Below are 15,048 nucleotides of genomic sequence, written 5' to 3'. Positions count from 1 at the left end.
CACATTCCAGTCGGCGGACGGGCGGGGCGTCAAGAGGCCGTGACCCCGGGCCGGTACTTCGGGACGCGCACGGTCACCTTCGTCCCGGCGCCGGGACCGGTCTCGACGGCCAGCCCGTACTCGTCGCCGTAGACCTGGCGGAGCCGGTCGTCGACGTTGGCGAGCCCGATCCCGGGCGCCTCCGTGTCGCCCGGCATGCGCCGCTCCCCGGCGAGCAGGCGCCGGACGTCCTCGGGGTCCATGCCGATCCCGTCGTCCTCGACGCTGATCACGCAGTCGGACCCGGCGTCCTCCGCCACGATCGTGATGAGGCCGGGCTCGGACCGGTCCTGCAGCCCGTGCCGGACGGCGTTCTCCACGAGCGGCTGGAGGCACAGGAACGGGACGGCGACCGGCAGCACCTCGGGCGCGATCCGCAACGTCACCCGCAGTTCCTCACCGAACCGCGCCCGCTGCAGGAGCAGATACCGGTCGATCGACCGCAGTTCCTCCGCCAGCGTCGTGAAGTCGCCGTGCCGCCGGAACGAATAGCGGGTGAAACCGGCGAATTCCAGCAGCAGTTCCCGTGCCCGCTCAGGATCGGACCGGACGAACGACGCGATCGTGGTCAGCGAGTTGTAGATGAAGTGCGGCGAGATCTGCGCGCGCAGCGCCCGCATCTCCGCCTCCATGAGCAGCGTCCGCGAATGGTCGAGTTCGGCCAGCTCCAGCTGGGCGTCCACCCACTGCGCGACCTCCTCCGCCGCGCGGATCAGCCCGGCCGGCACCTCCTCGCCGTACGCGGCGAGCGTCCCGACCACCCGGTCGTCGGTGGCGAGCGGGACCACGACGACCCGCCGGATGAGGCAGTCGAGCCGGTCGCAGCCAACGTCGTGCACCTGTGTGCGCCCGTTCCCCAGGGTGGCCTCGGCGTGCCCGAGGACCTCCGAGGAGTGGTGGTCGTGCTCCCCGTCCCACGCCAGCAGCCGCTCGCCGTCCGTGATCGCGACCGCCGCGCAGCCGAGCAGCACCAGCAGATGCCGGGCCGCCTTCTGCGCGCCCTGCTCGGTCAGCCCGGCCCGGAACGCCGGTGCCGCCCGCGACGCGGTGTGCAGCGTCTCGAACGTCGCCCGCCGCGCGGGCCCGCCGAGGTCGCCGCCCCGCCCCTGCCGCCGCCACCACAGCAGCGCCGGAACCCACGTCACCACCAGCGTCGCGGCGACGGCAACGACCACGTCCATCCGGCAAAGCTACGCCGCCCGAACGCGCGCAGGGGAGCCCTCCGGGCCTCGAAACGGTATTGAAGCCAAGTCCGGAAAGGAGATTTCGGTAGTCGCTTTCGCCTTCTGGTCCGCCGCTGGAGGGGCACGTCAATCGCTCTTCGGGGGGATCTTCCGCAGCGGATGTCGAGTCCACTGGTGGATCACTCGGACAAGTGGTGCAAACGAGAATCAGGGGACCAATCCGCGCCTTGCGCGGGAAAGCATCGATCCCCCCGAAGGGAACCGCATGCGCCTCAGACACAGGATTCTCGCGGCCGGCATGGCCGGTGTGGCGCTCGTGCCCGCCGCGGCCGTCACCGCCCTCGCCGCCCCGGGCGCCCCCGGCGTCCGGGGCGGCGACACGACGAGCCCGGTCGAGAAGAAGCGCGTCGATCGTGTGCCCACCCCGAAACTCGGCTGGTACAAGTGCTACGGCGACGCCGAATGCACGACCGTCCGGCTGCCCTTGGACTACGACGATCCGAAGGGCGCGACCACCGAGATCGCCATTCTGAGGAGGAAGGCGCAGAACCCCAAGAAGCGGATCGGCAGCCTGTTCGTCAACCCGGGCGGGCCCGGCGGCCAGGGCACCGCCATCGCGTACCAGGCGCCCGCCTTTCTCAGCGCGGACGTCCTCGACCGCTTCGACATCGTCGGCTTCGACCCGCGCGGCATCGGGTTCAGCTCCAACGTCGCCTGCTTCAAGTCCACCAGGGACCAGACGCTCGCGCTGACGGGGATGGACGTGGCGTTCCCGGTCGGCGCGAAGCAGGAGGCGGCCTACATCAAGTCGGCGAAGGCTCTCGGCAAGGGCTGCTCGACGACCGGGAAGAAAATGGCGGGCTCGATGTCCACCGCCGAGGCGGCGCGCGACATGGACGTCCTGCGCCGCGCGGTCGGCGACAAGAAGCTGTCCTACCTGGGCTTCAGTTACGGCACCGCGCTCGGCCAGTACTACGCGAACATGTTCCCCGACCGGCTGCGCGCCGTGGCCGTGGACGGCGTCATCAACCCCGTCTCCTGGGTCGGCACCCGCAAGACGTCGGGCCAGATCCTGGACGACCGGCTGCGGTCCGCCGACGGCGCCTACAAGGCGCTGAGGGAGATCCTCGTCCGCTGCGGCAAGGCGGGCAAGGCGAAGTGCGATTTCGCCGCCTTCGGAGACCCCGTCAAGAACTTCGACGTCCTCGCCAAGCGGCTGAAGGCGAAGCCCGCCGACATCGAGGGCGCGAAGGTCACCTACGCCGACCTCGTCGGCGGCACGCTCGGCGAGCTGTACGACCCGAGCGGCTACGCATACATCGACGAAATGGTCACCGACCTGTGGAAGGCGACCTCGCCCGCCTCGACGGCGGCGCAGGCGGCCGCTGCGCGCAAGGCCCTCGCCGGCCGCATCGCCGAGCGCCGGGCCGCGGTCGAGCGGCAGAAGGAGTCCGCGGAGAAGGTCTCGGCCAAGGACTTCCCCTACGACAACGGCTTCGACGCTTTCAGCGGTGTCACGTGCACCGACGGCCTGCACCCGAAGAAGGCGGGGAAGTGGCCCACGCTGACGGCGGCGTCCGACAAGCGGGCGCCCTACTTCGGGCGCGCGTGGGGCTGGGGCACCGTCCAGTGCGCCGGTGACGCCTGGAAGGTCCGCGACGAGGACGCCTACACCGGTCCCTTCAACCGGCGGACGAACGCTCCCGTCCTGTTCGTCGGGGACTACTACGACCCCGCCACGAACTACAACGACGCGGTCTCGTCCAGCAAGCTGCTGCCCAACAGCCGGCTGCTGTCCAGCAACAGCTGGGGGCACACCGCCTACGGGACCTCGGCGTGCGTGACGAAGGCGGTCGACGCCTACCTCGTCCGCGCGGCGCTGCCGCCCGCGGGCAAGGTGTGCGTCGGCGACGTCCAGCCGTTCGCGGACAACCCCGAGCAGGCGCCCGCCACCAGAGGACCGGCGGACGCGAGCGCGATGGCGACCCAGGTGAAGGCCGCCGGGCAGGGCACGAAGCTGCCGCCGGTGGCGACGCGGGTGCCGTCGTCCATCCTGCTCGGGACGCGGTGAACTGAGCGGCGGTAACGCCAAGAGATGACGCCCGGCCAGGGTTCGCTCTGGCCGGGCGTCCTCTTGAATCAGTCGAGGTGGAGGCCGGTGGCCAGGTCGTCGTAGTGGAGGTCGGCGTCGCCGAAGGACAGGGACGCGGTCATCGCGTGTTCGGAGAACAGGTGCAGGTCGTGTTCCTGGGTGAAGCCGATCGCGCCGTGTACTTGGTGGCCCAGCGAGCACACCCGTTCGTACGCGTCGCTCACCCATGCCTTGGCCATCGCGACCTCGGGCGCCGCGTCACGGTTCGCCGACAGCAGCCAGATGGCCTCGTAGGCGATGAACCGGGAGCCCAGCACGTCGATCGCCATGTTCGCGCAGTGGTGCTGGACGGCCTGGAACGACCCGATGGCGCGGCCGAACTGCTCGCGTTCCGTCGCGTACTGGACCGTCATGTCCAGCACGTGCTGGGCTGCGCCGACCATCTCCGCACAGGTCGCGGCGGCCCCGAACAAAGAGATCGCTTCGGCGGCGTCGGGGCCGAGGGCGTCCTCGGCCCGGACGCCGTCCAGTTCGACGTGGCATGGACGGTCGGCGCCGATCGTCCCGAGGGGTTTGAGGGTCACGTCCGCGGCGTCCACCCAGAAGGCGTGCGGCTCGTCTTCGAGCCGCGCCACCACCAGGAGGTGCTCGGCGGAGGCGGCGAACGGGACGAACGTGGCGGTGCCTTCCAGGACGAAGCCGCCGTCGGAGCGGGACGCCACCGGCCCCTCGCCGGGGTGGTCCCAAGGAAGCGGCGCCGCGGTCACGATCTCGCCGTTCGAGATGGCGCCCAGCCAGCGTTCCTTCTGGCCGGACGTCCCGAACCGCGCGATCGGCATCCCGCAGCAGGCCACCGTCATCAGCAGCGGGCTCGGGACCTGTGCGTACCCCAGCTGCTCGAACAGCAGGCAGACGTCGAGGAAGTCGCCGCCCACGCCGCCGTGCTCCTCGGGGAAGGCCAGGCCCGTCCAGCCGAGCTCGACCATCTCCTTCCAGAGTGCGGCCGAATACCCGGCGGGGACGCCGTCCAGCGCACGCGTCCCCGCCGTCGCGGCGCGGGACTCCAGCAGCTCGCGGGCCGTGGAGGCGATGAGCTCCTGGTCCTCGGTCAGGCTCAGGTCCATGGCGGCGGCACCTTGTCCGAGCGCACCCACACGCCCGGCCGCTCCTCCCAGAAGAGCTGGACGAGGACGCCGCCGGTGTGCTTCGGGTGGATGAACGTGTGCTTCCAGGCGGCGCCGTCGGTCGTGCCCTCCTCGTCGTCGAAGGTCGGCGTGCCGTGGTGCTCGCAGGCGGCCATCGCCTTGTCCCAGTCGTCCACCTCGAACGTGACGTGGTGGGCGCCGGGGCCTCCCTTGTCGAGGAACCGCTCGATGAACGAGTCCTCGCCGCGCGGCATGATGACTTCCCAGCAGATGGCCGAGCCGGGGATGTTCAGCACGAGGTCGGCCATGTCGGGATGCTCGTCGTCCGGGGTCCGCCAGACCTGCACGAATCCGGCGAGCCCGTGGTACCAGCGGGCGAGTTCGTCGCGGTCGTGGAACGCCTGGCAGATGTGGTCGAGCGCCACGATGCCGAGGGACGGCCCGTCCGTGGAACCCGTCCCGGCGACCGAGGCGGACGAATCGCCGCACATGTCCAGACTGCCCGGCCCGCGGAGCCGCCACAGCACACCCGGGCCGTGCTCGGGCGGGCTCAGCGACGCCTCCAGCCAGCGTCCGCGCGCCCCGTCCGTCGGCTTGATGCCGCGCACCTCCAGCTCGGCGCGGACGGCCTCCAGGTCGGGCACTTCGGCTCCGACGTGATGCAGTCCGGGGCGTCCGGCGTGCTCGTCCAGCCAGGTCTGGAGCGATGAGCCGTCACCGGAGGGCGAGACGACCTCCCACGCCTGGCCCCGGCTGCCCGGGATCTCCAGCCGGGCCCCGCGCACGCCCTCGCCCGGGTCGTCCCAGCTCCGGACGCGCCGGAACCCGAACAGCCCCTCCAGCAGCGCGACCTGCGCGTCGAGGTCGGGGGTCACCTGCGCCACATGATCGACACGGTAGATCTGCACGGTTCCTCCTAGCTCGGGTGGGGCTCGATCCAGTCGTAGCCGTAGGTGACGAGCTCCTTGACGAGCCGCAGGTTGTAGCGGTTCATCGCCGCGATCCGCTCGGCCAGCTCGCCGATCCGCTTGTCGAACTCGTCCGCCGGGTACACGTCGTTGACCAGGCCCAGTCGCAGCGCGCGGTCGGCGTCGATCCGGGCGCCGGTGAAGAGCAGCTCCTTGGCGCGGGCCTTGCCGATGCGTTCGGGCAGCCGCTTCACGCCGCCCCAGCCGGGCGCCGACCCGCCGAACTCGGGCTGGTCGGGATCGCCGTCCTCGGTCATCTTCGGCCGGTAGGGCGGCCGCGCGGACAGCGTGATCTCGACGAGCCCCATCTTCGCGTTGTCGGACGCGATGATGAAGTCCGCCGCGAGCGCCAGCTCCAGGCCGCCGCCGACCGCGTACCCGTGCACGGCCGCGATCACCGGGACCGACAGCCGCTCCATCATCGCGAACGTCTTCTCACCGAGCCGGCCCTGCTCGATCCGCTCGCGCGGTGTCAGCTTCTCCGACCAGGACAGGTCCATCCCGGCGCAGAACGCGCGCTCGCCGGCGCCGCGCAGCACGACCACGCAGACGTCCTCGTCGTCGTCCACGCGGGTGAAGATGTCGCGCAGCTCCGTCATCGTCGTGGGCGTCAGCGCGTTGAGCTTGTCCGGCCGGTTGAGCGTCAGCCAGGCGACCCGCTCCTCGATCTGCAGGTCGACGGTCTCGTAGGCGTTCTCGTCGGGCATGTGCGCGTGCTCCTCCGGTGGTGATCAGCTGCGGGGCAGGTTCAGGCCCCGGGTGGCGATGACGTTGCGCTGGATCTCGGTGGTCCCGCCGAGGAAGGTGGACGCCACCGAATCCCGCCGCATGTGCGTGAACACGGCGTCGAGCGGCGCGCCCTCGCGGTCCCAGAGCGCGGCGGACCGCCCGAACGCGCGGGCGCCCGTGCGGGCGAGCCGCTGGTGCAGCTCGGCGCCGAACAGCTGGTTGATGGACGCCTCGAAGTCGGGCTCGTCCCCCGCCGCCTGCCGCGACACGGTGTAGCGGGCGAGGTTGTAGAGCACGCGGATCTCGGTCTGCCGGCGGGCGATCTCCTGCTTCAGCGCGGGACTCGTGCGCTTGGACCGGGCGCCCTCAGGCGCCCTCAGGTAGGTGACCAGTTCGGCGAGCGCCTGCTCGTACTTGATGGTGGCGCCGATCCCGGCGCGCTCGAAGCCGAGCGCGGACATCGCCACGTACCAGCCCCGGTTCTCCTCGCCGACCCGGTTCGCCACCGGTACCCGGACGCCCTCGAAGAAGATCTCGCAGAACGGCGCGGCGCCGCGGATGTCGGCGATGGGGCGGATCGTCACCCCGGGCGCGTCCGCCTCGATGAGCAGGAACGTGATGCCGCGATGGGGCTTCTCGGCGTCCGGGTCGGTGCGGACCAGGACGAACAGCCAGTCGGCGTACTGCCCGAGGGACGTCCACACCTTCTGGCCGTCCACGACGTAGACGTCCCCGTCGCGGACGGCGCGGGTGCGCAGCGAGGCCAGATCGGAGCCCGAGCCCGGTTCGGAGAAGCCCTGCGCCCACGTCGCCCGCCCCGTCGCGATCGGCGGCAGATGTGCGGCCTTCTGCTCCTCGGTGCCGTGCACCAGCAGCGTCGGGCCGAGGAGGAACGCGCCGATGCCGTTCACCGTCGGCACCCGCGCCCGCATCATCTCCTCGTGCAGGATGAACTCCTCCAGCGCCGGCAACCCGGCGCCGCCGTACTCGACCGGCCAGTGCGGGGTGATCCAGCCGCGCTCGGCCAGCGCCGCCGCCCACGCCCGCGCGCCCTCGCGGCGTCCGGGATCGTCCGCGACCCGGTCGACCGGCCAGTTGTAGCCCGCGACGTCCTCCGGTTCGAGGCTCTGCTCCTCGTCCGCCGCCGGACGGTAGGACGCGGGGAACCGCTCCCTGACGAAGGCGCGGACCTCCTCGCGGAACGCGGCCTGCTCCGGCGTGTCGTCCCAGTTCACCGGCCGCCCGCCTCCCGGTCCCAGGTCTCCGGCGTGACCCCGGCCTCGCCCTGCGCGCGCAGCTTGTACTTGGCGACCTTGTCGGTCGGGGTGCGCGGCAGCGCCTCCACGAACTCGACGTAGCGCGGCACCATCGAGCGCGGCAGCCGCTCCTCGCAGTAGGCCACCAGCTCGTCAGGGTCGAGCCCGGTGTCGGGTTGCACGACGATCGAGACCTTGATGTCCTCGTCCTCCAGTTCCGAGGGCACGCCGATCGCGGCGCACTCCAGCACCGCCGGATGCTGATTGATCTCCGTCTCCAGGTCGAAGGCGGAGATGTTCTCCCCGCGCCGGCGGATGGCGTCCTTCATCCGGTCGAGGAAGAAGAAGTACCCGTCGTCATCGCGCCATACCCGGTCTCCGGTGTGGAACCACATGTTCCGGAAGCAGTGCGTCGTGGCCTCCCAGTTGCCGTAGTAGCCGGTCGTCAGGACGAACGGCTGCTTCGGCCGCAGCACCAGCTCGCCGGGCTCCCCCGGCGGGAGTTCCCGGTCGTACTCGTCCACGACCGCCACCTGGAACCGCTCCTCGTGGGCCTGCCCGCAGGACCCGACCCGCCACTCCCCGTACGGGCTGCCCGTCGCGATGCCCGCCTCCGTGCTGGTGTAGGTCTCCACGGAACGGACGCCGAAACGCTCCCGCAGCGGCTCGTCCAGGTTCGACTTGCCCATGTAGAACGTCTCCAGCCGGTGGTCGCGGTCCCGGGACGTCGGCGGGCGGTTCAGCAGGATCGGGATCATCGAGAACACGCTCATGCACACCTGCGCGTCGAAGCGGCGCACGTCGTCCCAGAACCGCGACGCGCTGAACCGTTCCACGATCGCGATCGAGCCGCCGCCGAGCAGGGCGGACAGCATTCCGTCCCAGAGCGCGGCGGCGTGGAACAGCGGCAGCGGGCAGTAGACCGTCTTGCCCCAGCGGTCCAGGAAGTCGAGCGAGTCGTAGGCGCAGGTCAGGGCCAGCGCGTGCGGGACCATCGCGCCCTTGGACGGGCCGGTGGTGCCGGACGTGTACATGATCGCCTGCATGTCGCCGAACCCGACCTTCACGTCGACCCGGCCGTCGCCGTCCGCCGGCAGGCTGCGCAGCTCCCGCGCCGGCTTGCCCAGCCGGTCGAGCAGCACCCCGGACGCGGCGGCGTCCCGGACGATCACCCCGCCCAGCTTCGGCAGCCGGTCGGCGATCTCGGGGATCCGCTCGGCGTACGGCCCGTCGATGATCAGCCGGCCGGAGTCGGAGCTGTCCAGGACGTGCCGCAGCAGCTCGCCGCGGTACGCGATGTTGATCGGCACGGCGACCGCGCCCAGCCGCGCCAGCGCGAAGATGACGTGCACGATGTCGGGGCAGTTGGGCAGCATCACGCCCACGTGGTCGCCGCGCCCGATGCCGGCGCCCGACAACGCGCGGGCCAGCCGGTCGGCGGCGGCGTCCACCTCGCCGTAGGTGATCTCTCCGTCGCGGAACTTGAGGAACGTCTGCCTTCGGTGAACCTGCGCCTGTGACCGGAGGACGTCCCCGAGGACGAAGCTCTCCAGCGTCTCCTTGCGCATCCGGACCTCCGCTTTTCGCTTGCGTGGCGTGGGTCGTCGGTCGGCTGGGCGGGTGGCTGGGCGATTGGACGGCGGGTGGGCGGCGGGGCGGAATCGGCCAGGAGCGATCCGCAACCGGACATTGCCTTAAATAGAGGAACACGAAACGCTATTCACGGCAACACTGGCTAAAAGGGAACAGATCTGTTGAAGGGGGTATCCCCTGAGGCACGCGGCAACTAATGTGACGAACGCCACACCAAACCCGGGAGCCTGTTTCGGACACCCGCAGCTGGGAATCAGGGACCGGCGAGACAGCGGAACGCCCGGCCGGGCACGAGCCTGACCGGGCGTTCCGAGACCTTCGGATCAGTGGACGACGCCGGCGATCCAGCGGTGGTAGTACCCGACGCTGGTGTAGATGTCGGGCGTCTCACCGCAGACGTCACCGACACCGCGGGAGTCGACCCCGGTGATGACCCAGCGGCCCTTGACCTTCGTCAGCAGCGGCGACCCGGAGTCGCCGTTGCAGGGCCCGCGGACGCCCTCGGGGTTGTCGGTGCAGATGTCGTTGTCGCGGTAGCCCCAGGAGTCGTCGCCGTTGGCGTCGACCCGGCACTTCTCCGTCGTCGGCGCGATCACCTTGGTGTCGAGCTGCTGCAGCTGGACGGGCAGCTGGCTCGGGTCGTTGTCGCTGGTGGACGTGTAGCCCCAGCCGATCTGCCGGACCGGCGTCCCCGGCGCGGGGATGGTCGTGGCCTGCCGGACGGGCGTCTGCGGAACCGCGGTGTCGAGGTGCAGGAGCGCGATGTCCTTACCCTCGGAGCGGTCGTCCAGGTACTGGTAGCCGGGGTGGACGACGATCTCCTTGAGCTTGGCGACGCTGCCGCCCTGCGTCCGGTCGTTGGAGCCCACCCGGACGTGGAACAGCGCCGGGTCCATGACCGTGTACGGGGCACCGCCGGTGCCCGCCTGGGTCACGCAGTGGGCGGCGGTGACCACCCACTCCGCGTCGATCAGCCCGCCGCCGCAGCGGTGCGAGTCGGGGTTCCCGTTCCGCTCGTACTGCAGGGAGGCCATGAACGGGTAGGCCTGGTCGGCCGGCGTGCCACCGATGATCTTCGGGGTGGGCGGCGGATCGTCCGCCCGCGCCGCCGTCCCGAGGCCGGTGAGGGCCCCCGTGGCCAGCGCCGCGGCCGCCGCGGTGCCGGCGAGCCTCCGCCACGTGCCGTTCGTCTTCCTGTCGTGCGTCCGCAAGGACAGCTCCGATCGGTCGAGTTGATCTTGACCTGACGGACGCTACCGCCCCGGACCGCCACATTTCCGGCACTCCACCCGACAAGATCAAAACGCCCAGGTCGGGGCGGCCGCACAAGGACTGCCAACGATCCCCCCTGAGGATCGGAAGATCTCGCCAGCACCGATCACGCGCGGCGCCTCTATCGTTCTGCCGTCCCCCCGCGGAAGGAACGAGTGCGTCATGGAGAATCCGATGGCCCCGGAGCCCCGCTGGTGTTCCTGCCGCGTCCCCGAGGTCGGCCGCAGGCAGGTCCTCGGCGGCCTCACCGCCGCGGGCGCCCTGGCCCTCGCCGGCTGGCCCGGCTCCGCGTCGGCGGCGACGCACGGCCGCTCGGTGACGATCACCGTGATGGGCACGTCCGACATCCACAGCCACGCGGTGAACTGGGACTACTACAAGGACGCCGAGTACGGCGACAGCGCCGGCAATGTGGTCGGCCTGGCGCGCGTGTCGAGCTTGGTGAACCAGATCCGCGCCGACCGCGGACGCGACCACACCCTGCTCTTCGACGCCGGCGACACCATCCAGGGCACCCCGCTCGGGTTCTACTACGCCTCCGTGGAGCCGATCACCGAGACCGGCGATGTCCACCCGATGGCGCGGCAGATGAACGCCATCGGCTACGACGCCGTGGCCCTCGGCAACCACGAGTTCAACTACGGCATCCCGTTCCTGGACAAGTGGATCGGCCAGATGAACGCCCCGGTGCTCGCCGCGAACGCCGTCCACGCGGGCACGCGGCGCCCCGCCTACCGGCCCTACATGATCAAGACGATGCGCGTCCGGGGCGGCCCGCCGATCCGGGTCGGACTGCTCGGCCTCACCAATCCCGGCATCGCGATCTGGGACAAGGCCAACGTCTCCGGCAAGCTCGACTTCCTGGACCTGGTGGAGACGGCCAGGCGCTGGGTGCCGGTGATCCGCGCGAAGGGCGCGGACGTCGTGATCGTCAGCGCGCACTCAGGGGACAGCGGCACCTCGTCCTACGGCGACTCCCTCCCGGTCGAGAACGCCGCCGCCCTGGTCGCCGAGCAGGTCCCGGGGATCGACGCCATCCTGTTCGGGCACGCGCACCTGGAGATCCCCGAGCGGTTCGTCACCAACAAGGTCACCGGCCGGACGGTCGTGATGAGCGAGCCGAAGTGCTGGGGCCAGCGGCTGTCGGTATTCGACCTCACCCTCACCCACGAGCGCGGCGACTGGAAGGTCACCGGCAAGTCCGCGACGACCGTGAACAGCAACACCGTTCAGGAGGACCCGGAACTCGTCACGCTGGTCAAGAAGCAGCACGACGCGGTCGTCACCTACGTCAACAAGGAGGTCGCCACCTCCACCGAGGAGATGTCCGCGGCGGAGTCCTGCTGGAAGGACACCGCGATCCTCGACTACATCCACCTGGTGCAGACCGAGAAGGTCAAGGCCGCCGTCGCCGGCACCGAGCACGCCTCCCTCCCGGTCGTCTCGATCGCCGCCCCCTTCAGCCGCGCGGCGACGTTCCCCGCCGGCAAGGTCACGATCAAGGACATCGCCGGGCTGTACATCTACGACAACACGCTCCTGGCGAGCATCCTGACGGGCTCGCAGATCAAGGCGTATCTGGAGTACTCGGCCCAGTACTTCAAGCAGGTCACGGCGAACGCGCCGGTCGACCCGGCCTCGTGGACGAACGCGAACAACCGTCCCGACTACAACTACGACCAGTTCTCGGGTGTCACCTACGACGTCGACATCGCGAAGCCCGAGGGTTCCCGCATCGCGAACCTGGCCTACGACGGCACACCGGTCGCGGACGACCAGCAGTTCGTGGTGGCGGTGAACAACTACCGCCAGTCGGGCGGCGGCGGCTTCCCGCACATCGCCACGGCCCCGGTCGTCTACAACGCCCAGGTGGCGATCCGCGAGGCGATCGTCGCGTACGCGTCCGAAGCGGGCACCATCGACCCGGCGACCTTCCATGTGGACAACTGGAAACTCGTCCGCGACAGCACCCCTGTCTTCTGACCGGGAAACGACTGGCGGCCGCCGCACGGCAGCGGCGATCGTGTGATTCATGATCTCTGACGCCCAGGTGGCCGCCTTCGTCGAGGACGGCTTCGTCCACATCGAGGCCGCCTTCCCCGGCGCGCTCGCCGAGGAGTGCCGTGCCATCATCTGGCAGGACCTCGACGCCGACCCCGACGACCCGTCCACCTGGCCGCGTCCGGTGGCGGCACGCCCCGACTACTCCCAGCCGCCGTTCAGAGCCGCCGCCAACACCCCGCGCCTGCACGCCGCCTTCGATGCCCTCGCGGGACGGGGCCGCTGGACGCCGCGCACCAGCCTGGGCGGCTTCGTCCAAGGACCGCGCGCTCCTGATGTTCTTCCTTCTCTCGGACGTGACGGAGAACGACGCCCCCACCCGCCTCCGCACCGGCTCCCACCGGGATGTGGCACGCGTCCTGGAACCCGAGGGCGAGCACGGCCTGGACGCCCGCGATCTGGCCCAACGCGCGGACGCCGCCAGCACGCACCGGCCCACGGTCTTCGCCACCGGAAAGGCGGGCGACGTGTACCTGTGCCACCCCTTCCTGGTCCACGCGGGGCAGCCCCACTCCGGCAAGATCCCGCGCTTCCTGGCCCAGCCCAAGTTGAGCCCGTCCACCCCGATCCGCCTCGACCGCGGGAAGGACGCCTCCCCCGTCGAAACCGCGATCACCCGAGCACTCGGAGCGCCACCGCGATGACCGAGCCGCAGTCCGACGACGAACTCATGCACGCCGCTGCCACCGGCACACTCGTCGACCTCCGCACCGGCGATCCGCAGCGCGACGACCCCGCCCGCGGGGCGGCCTGGGGGCCCGAGCGGGTCGTCCGGGCGGAGGTCCTGGCCGATCTCCTCACCGGCCGCCGCGTCCCTGACGGCGGGCTGCGGGCCGTGAAGCTCCGCGGTGCCCGCATCACCGGCGCCCTCGACCTGGAGGCGGCCGAACTGGCCGGCCCCTTCCTGCTCGGCGACTGTCACTTCGAGCAGCCGGTCGTCCTGCGCGGGTGCAGCGCCTCCTCGATCGGCCTGCCCGGCTGCCATGTACCCGGCCTGTCGGCGGCCCGGTCGCACACCACCGGTGATCTCGACCTCGACGGCCTCACCACCGACGGACCCGTCACTCTCGAAGGCGCCCGCATCGGCGGGCGGCTCTCCCTGGTCGGCGCGCGGCTGTCGAATCCGGGCGGGCGTGCGCTGACCGCCGACGGCCTCACCGTCGAGCAGAACATGACGTGCCGGGACGGCTTCACGGCCGAGGGCGAGATCCGCCTGCCCGGCGCGCGCCTGGCGCGGCTGTCGTTCGCCGGCGCGCGGCTGTCCAACCCGCGCGGGTACGCGCTCACCGCCGACGGCCTCACCGTCGAGCACGACCTGGACTGCCGGGAGGGGTTCACCGCGCACGGCGGGATCCACCTGCGCGGCGCCACGATCGGCGGCACCCTGGATCTGACGCGGGCCCGCCTCGGCGCGCCCGGTGGGGACGCGCTCGCCGCCGCCAGGCTCACGGTCGGGCACGACGTGTTCTGCCAGGACCTCGCGGTCGACGGCGAGGTGCGGCTCCCCGGTGCTCGCATCGGTGGCCGGCTCGATCTGAGCCGCGTGCACCTGACCAGTCCCGGAGGCACCGCGCTGACCGCCGACCGGCTCACCGCCGAAGACGGCGTGCTGGGCGAGGAACTCACCGCCGAAGGGCAGGTGCGCCTCACCGGGTCCCGCATCGGCGCGGACCTCGTCCTGGCCGGCGCCCGGCTGACGAACCCCGGCGGGCGGGCGCTGGACGCCGGCGGTGTCGCCGTGGACGGGGACGTCCACGCCGGCGACGGGTTCACGGCCGACGGTGAGGTCCGGCTGACCGGTGCCCGCGTCGGCGGTGTGCTCTCCTTCGAGGGCGCCGCGCTGCTCAACCCGGGCAGGTGCGCCCTTTACGCCTTCCGGCTGTCGGCCGGCGGCGGCCTGCACTGCAGAGCGGGATTCAAAGCAGAGGGAGAACTACTGCTGGCGGGCGCCCGGATCGGCGGTCACCTCGACCTGTCCGACGCCACGTTCACCGAACCCGCGCGGCATTCCCTCGATCTGGAGGGGGCCGACGCCGTCGCCCTGATCCTGCGGCCCCGCCAGCCGCCCGAGGGCGGCGTGGACCTCACCAACGCGCACGCCGGGATCTTCGACGACGACCCGGCGAACTGGCCCGCCTCGATCCGCCTGCGCGGGTTCACCTACGACGCCCTCGGCCTGCGCGGCGACGAGACCGGCGTCAGGATGCGGCTCCGGTGGCTGGCGCGCGACCCCGGCGGGTACACGCCTCAGCTCTACGACCAGCTCGCCGCCGCCTACCAGGGGGCCGGAGACGAGCAGGCGGCGCGCACCGTAGCGGTCGCCAAGCAGTGGCGGCGCCGCGCGGCGCTCAACCCGGCGGGCCGGTTGACGAACTGGCTCCTGTACCTGACGGTCGGCTACGGGTATCGCACCTGGCTGGCCGCCGTCTGGCTGGCCGTCCTCCTCGTGCTCGGTACAGGGATCTTCAGCGGCGCGCACCCGCACGACCTGACCCGTGCCGACGCGAACGCCCCCGGCTTCAGCGCGGTCGGTTACACCCTCGACGTGCTGTTGCCGATCGTCGACCTCGGGCAGCAGAAGGCGTGGCGGGCCCACGGCGCCGCCATGTACTGGTCCTGGGCGTTCATCGCGGCCGGATGGGTGCTCACCACCGCCGTCGTCGCGGGGGTGACCGGCGTCCTCAAGCGCACATGACCGAAGACTGCCGC

11 protein-coding genes are annotated in these 15,048 nt (G+C 71.2%); 4 read left to right on the top strand and 7 right to left on the bottom strand.

The window, feature by feature from the left end; genetic code table 11:
- Positions 1-29 precede the first annotated feature (29 nt).
- Positions 30-1,220, bottom strand: a complete 1,191-nt coding sequence (locus tag ACQPZP_RS03740; RefSeq protein WP_433476222.1) for a sensor histidine kinase — start codon at positions 1,218-1,220, stop codon at positions 30-32.
- 268 nt (positions 1,221-1,488) lie between these two features.
- Between ACQPZP_RS03740 and ACQPZP_RS03735 the strand changes: the two genes are divergently transcribed.
- Positions 1,489-3,294: an alpha/beta hydrolase gene (locus ACQPZP_RS03735; RefSeq protein WP_433476221.1), complete on the top strand. Its 1,806-nt coding sequence runs from the start codon at positions 1,489-1,491 to the stop codon at positions 3,292-3,294.
- A gap of 68 nt (positions 3,295-3,362) precedes the next feature.
- Here ACQPZP_RS03735 and ACQPZP_RS03730 read toward each other — a convergent pair whose 3' ends face one another.
- From ACQPZP_RS03730 to ACQPZP_RS03705, 6 genes are all read right to left on the bottom strand, one after another.
- A complete protein-coding gene (locus ACQPZP_RS03730; protein WP_433476220.1) occupies positions 3,363-4,439 on the bottom strand; it encodes an acyl-CoA dehydrogenase family protein in 1,077 nt (358 codons plus the stop codon).
- The gene (locus tag ACQPZP_RS03725; RefSeq protein WP_433476219.1) at positions 4,430-5,368 is read right to left on the bottom strand and encodes a VOC family protein; all 939 of its coding nucleotides are present in this window, start codon (positions 5,366-5,368) and stop codon (positions 4,430-4,432) included. Before ACQPZP_RS03725 ends, ACQPZP_RS03730 begins: the two co-directional genes overlap by 10 nt.
- Positions 5,369-5,376: 8 nt before the next feature.
- Positions 5,377-6,135, bottom strand: coding sequence for an enoyl-CoA hydratase/isomerase family protein (locus ACQPZP_RS03720; RefSeq protein ID WP_433476218.1), 759 nt, complete (start codon positions 6,133-6,135; stop codon positions 5,377-5,379).
- 24 nt (positions 6,136-6,159) lie between these two features.
- Positions 6,160-7,392 carry an acyl-CoA dehydrogenase family protein gene (locus tag ACQPZP_RS03715; protein WP_433476217.1) on the bottom strand — a complete coding sequence of 411 codons (1,233 nt, stop codon included), beginning with the start codon at positions 7,390-7,392 and terminating at the stop codon, positions 6,160-6,162.
- Positions 7,389-8,981, bottom strand: coding sequence for an AMP-binding protein (locus tag ACQPZP_RS03710; RefSeq protein WP_433476216.1), 1,593 nt, complete (start codon positions 8,979-8,981; stop codon positions 7,389-7,391). Before ACQPZP_RS03710 ends, ACQPZP_RS03715 begins: the two co-directional genes overlap by 4 nt.
- 348 nt (positions 8,982-9,329) lie before the next feature.
- Positions 9,330-10,217 (bottom strand): S1 family peptidase, encoded by an 888-nt coding sequence (locus ACQPZP_RS03705; protein ID WP_433476215.1) that lies wholly within the window; start codon positions 10,215-10,217, stop codon positions 9,330-9,332.
- 223 nt (positions 10,218-10,440) lie between these two features.
- Here ACQPZP_RS03705 and ACQPZP_RS03700 point away from each other — a divergent pair, with 223 nt between their 5' ends.
- The 3 genes from ACQPZP_RS03700 (at position 10,441) to ACQPZP_RS03690 (ending at position 15,034) form a co-directional block, all read left to right on the top strand.
- Complete coding sequence (locus tag ACQPZP_RS03700; RefSeq protein ID WP_433476214.1) at positions 10,441-12,261, top strand: bifunctional metallophosphatase/5'-nucleotidase; 1,821 nt, start codon at positions 10,441-10,443, stop codon at positions 12,259-12,261.
- A 278-nt stretch (positions 12,262-12,539) separates the two neighbouring features.
- Positions 12,540-12,983, top strand: a complete 444-nt coding sequence (locus tag ACQPZP_RS03695) for a phytanoyl-CoA dioxygenase family protein (RefSeq protein WP_433476213.1) — start codon at positions 12,540-12,542, stop codon at positions 12,981-12,983.
- Complete coding sequence (locus ACQPZP_RS03690) at positions 12,980-15,034, top strand: hypothetical protein (protein ID WP_433476212.1); 2,055 nt, start codon at positions 12,980-12,982, stop codon at positions 15,032-15,034. The genes ACQPZP_RS03695 and ACQPZP_RS03690 overlap by 4 nt, the downstream gene beginning before the upstream one ends.
- Positions 15,035-15,048: the final 14 nt, after the last annotated feature.

The organism is Spirillospora sp. CA-142024 (assembly GCF_050942325.1).
In the GTDB taxonomy this organism is placed as follows: Bacteria; Actinomycetota; Actinomycetes; order Streptosporangiales; family Streptosporangiaceae; genus Spirillospora.
The sequence above is the reverse complement of the archived record's forward strand: the minus strand, read 5'-3'. Positions and strand labels throughout refer to the sequence as shown.

Excerpts from the sequence above, each read along its gene's own strand:
- ACQPZP_RS03740 (WP_433476222.1), bottom strand. The coding sequence starts at position 1,220 with ATGGACGTGGTCGTTGCCGTCGCCGCGACGCTGGTGGTGACGTGGGTT.
- ACQPZP_RS03735 (WP_433476221.1), top strand. The coding sequence starts at position 1,489 with ATGCGCCTCAGACACAGGATTCTCGCGGCCGGCATGGCCGGTGTGGCG.
- ACQPZP_RS03730 (WP_433476220.1), bottom strand. The coding sequence starts at position 4,439 with ATGGACCTGAGCCTGACCGAGGACCAGGAGCTCATCGCCTCCACGGCC.
- ACQPZP_RS03720 (WP_433476218.1), bottom strand. The coding sequence starts at position 6,135 with ATGCCCGACGAGAACGCCTACGAGACCGTCGACCTGCAGATCGAGGAG.
- ACQPZP_RS03710 (WP_433476216.1), bottom strand. The coding sequence starts at position 8,981 with ATGCGCAAGGAGACGCTGGAGAGCTTCGTCCTCGGGGACGTCCTCCGG.
- ACQPZP_RS03700 (WP_433476214.1), top strand. The coding sequence starts at position 10,441 with ATGGAGAATCCGATGGCCCCGGAGCCCCGCTGGTGTTCCTGCCGCGTC.
- ACQPZP_RS03695 (WP_433476213.1), top strand. The coding sequence starts at position 12,540 with ATGCCCTCGCGGGACGGGGCCGCTGGACGCCGCGCACCAGCCTGGGCG.
- ACQPZP_RS03690 (WP_433476212.1), top strand. The coding sequence starts at position 12,980 with ATGACCGAGCCGCAGTCCGACGACGAACTCATGCACGCCGCTGCCACC.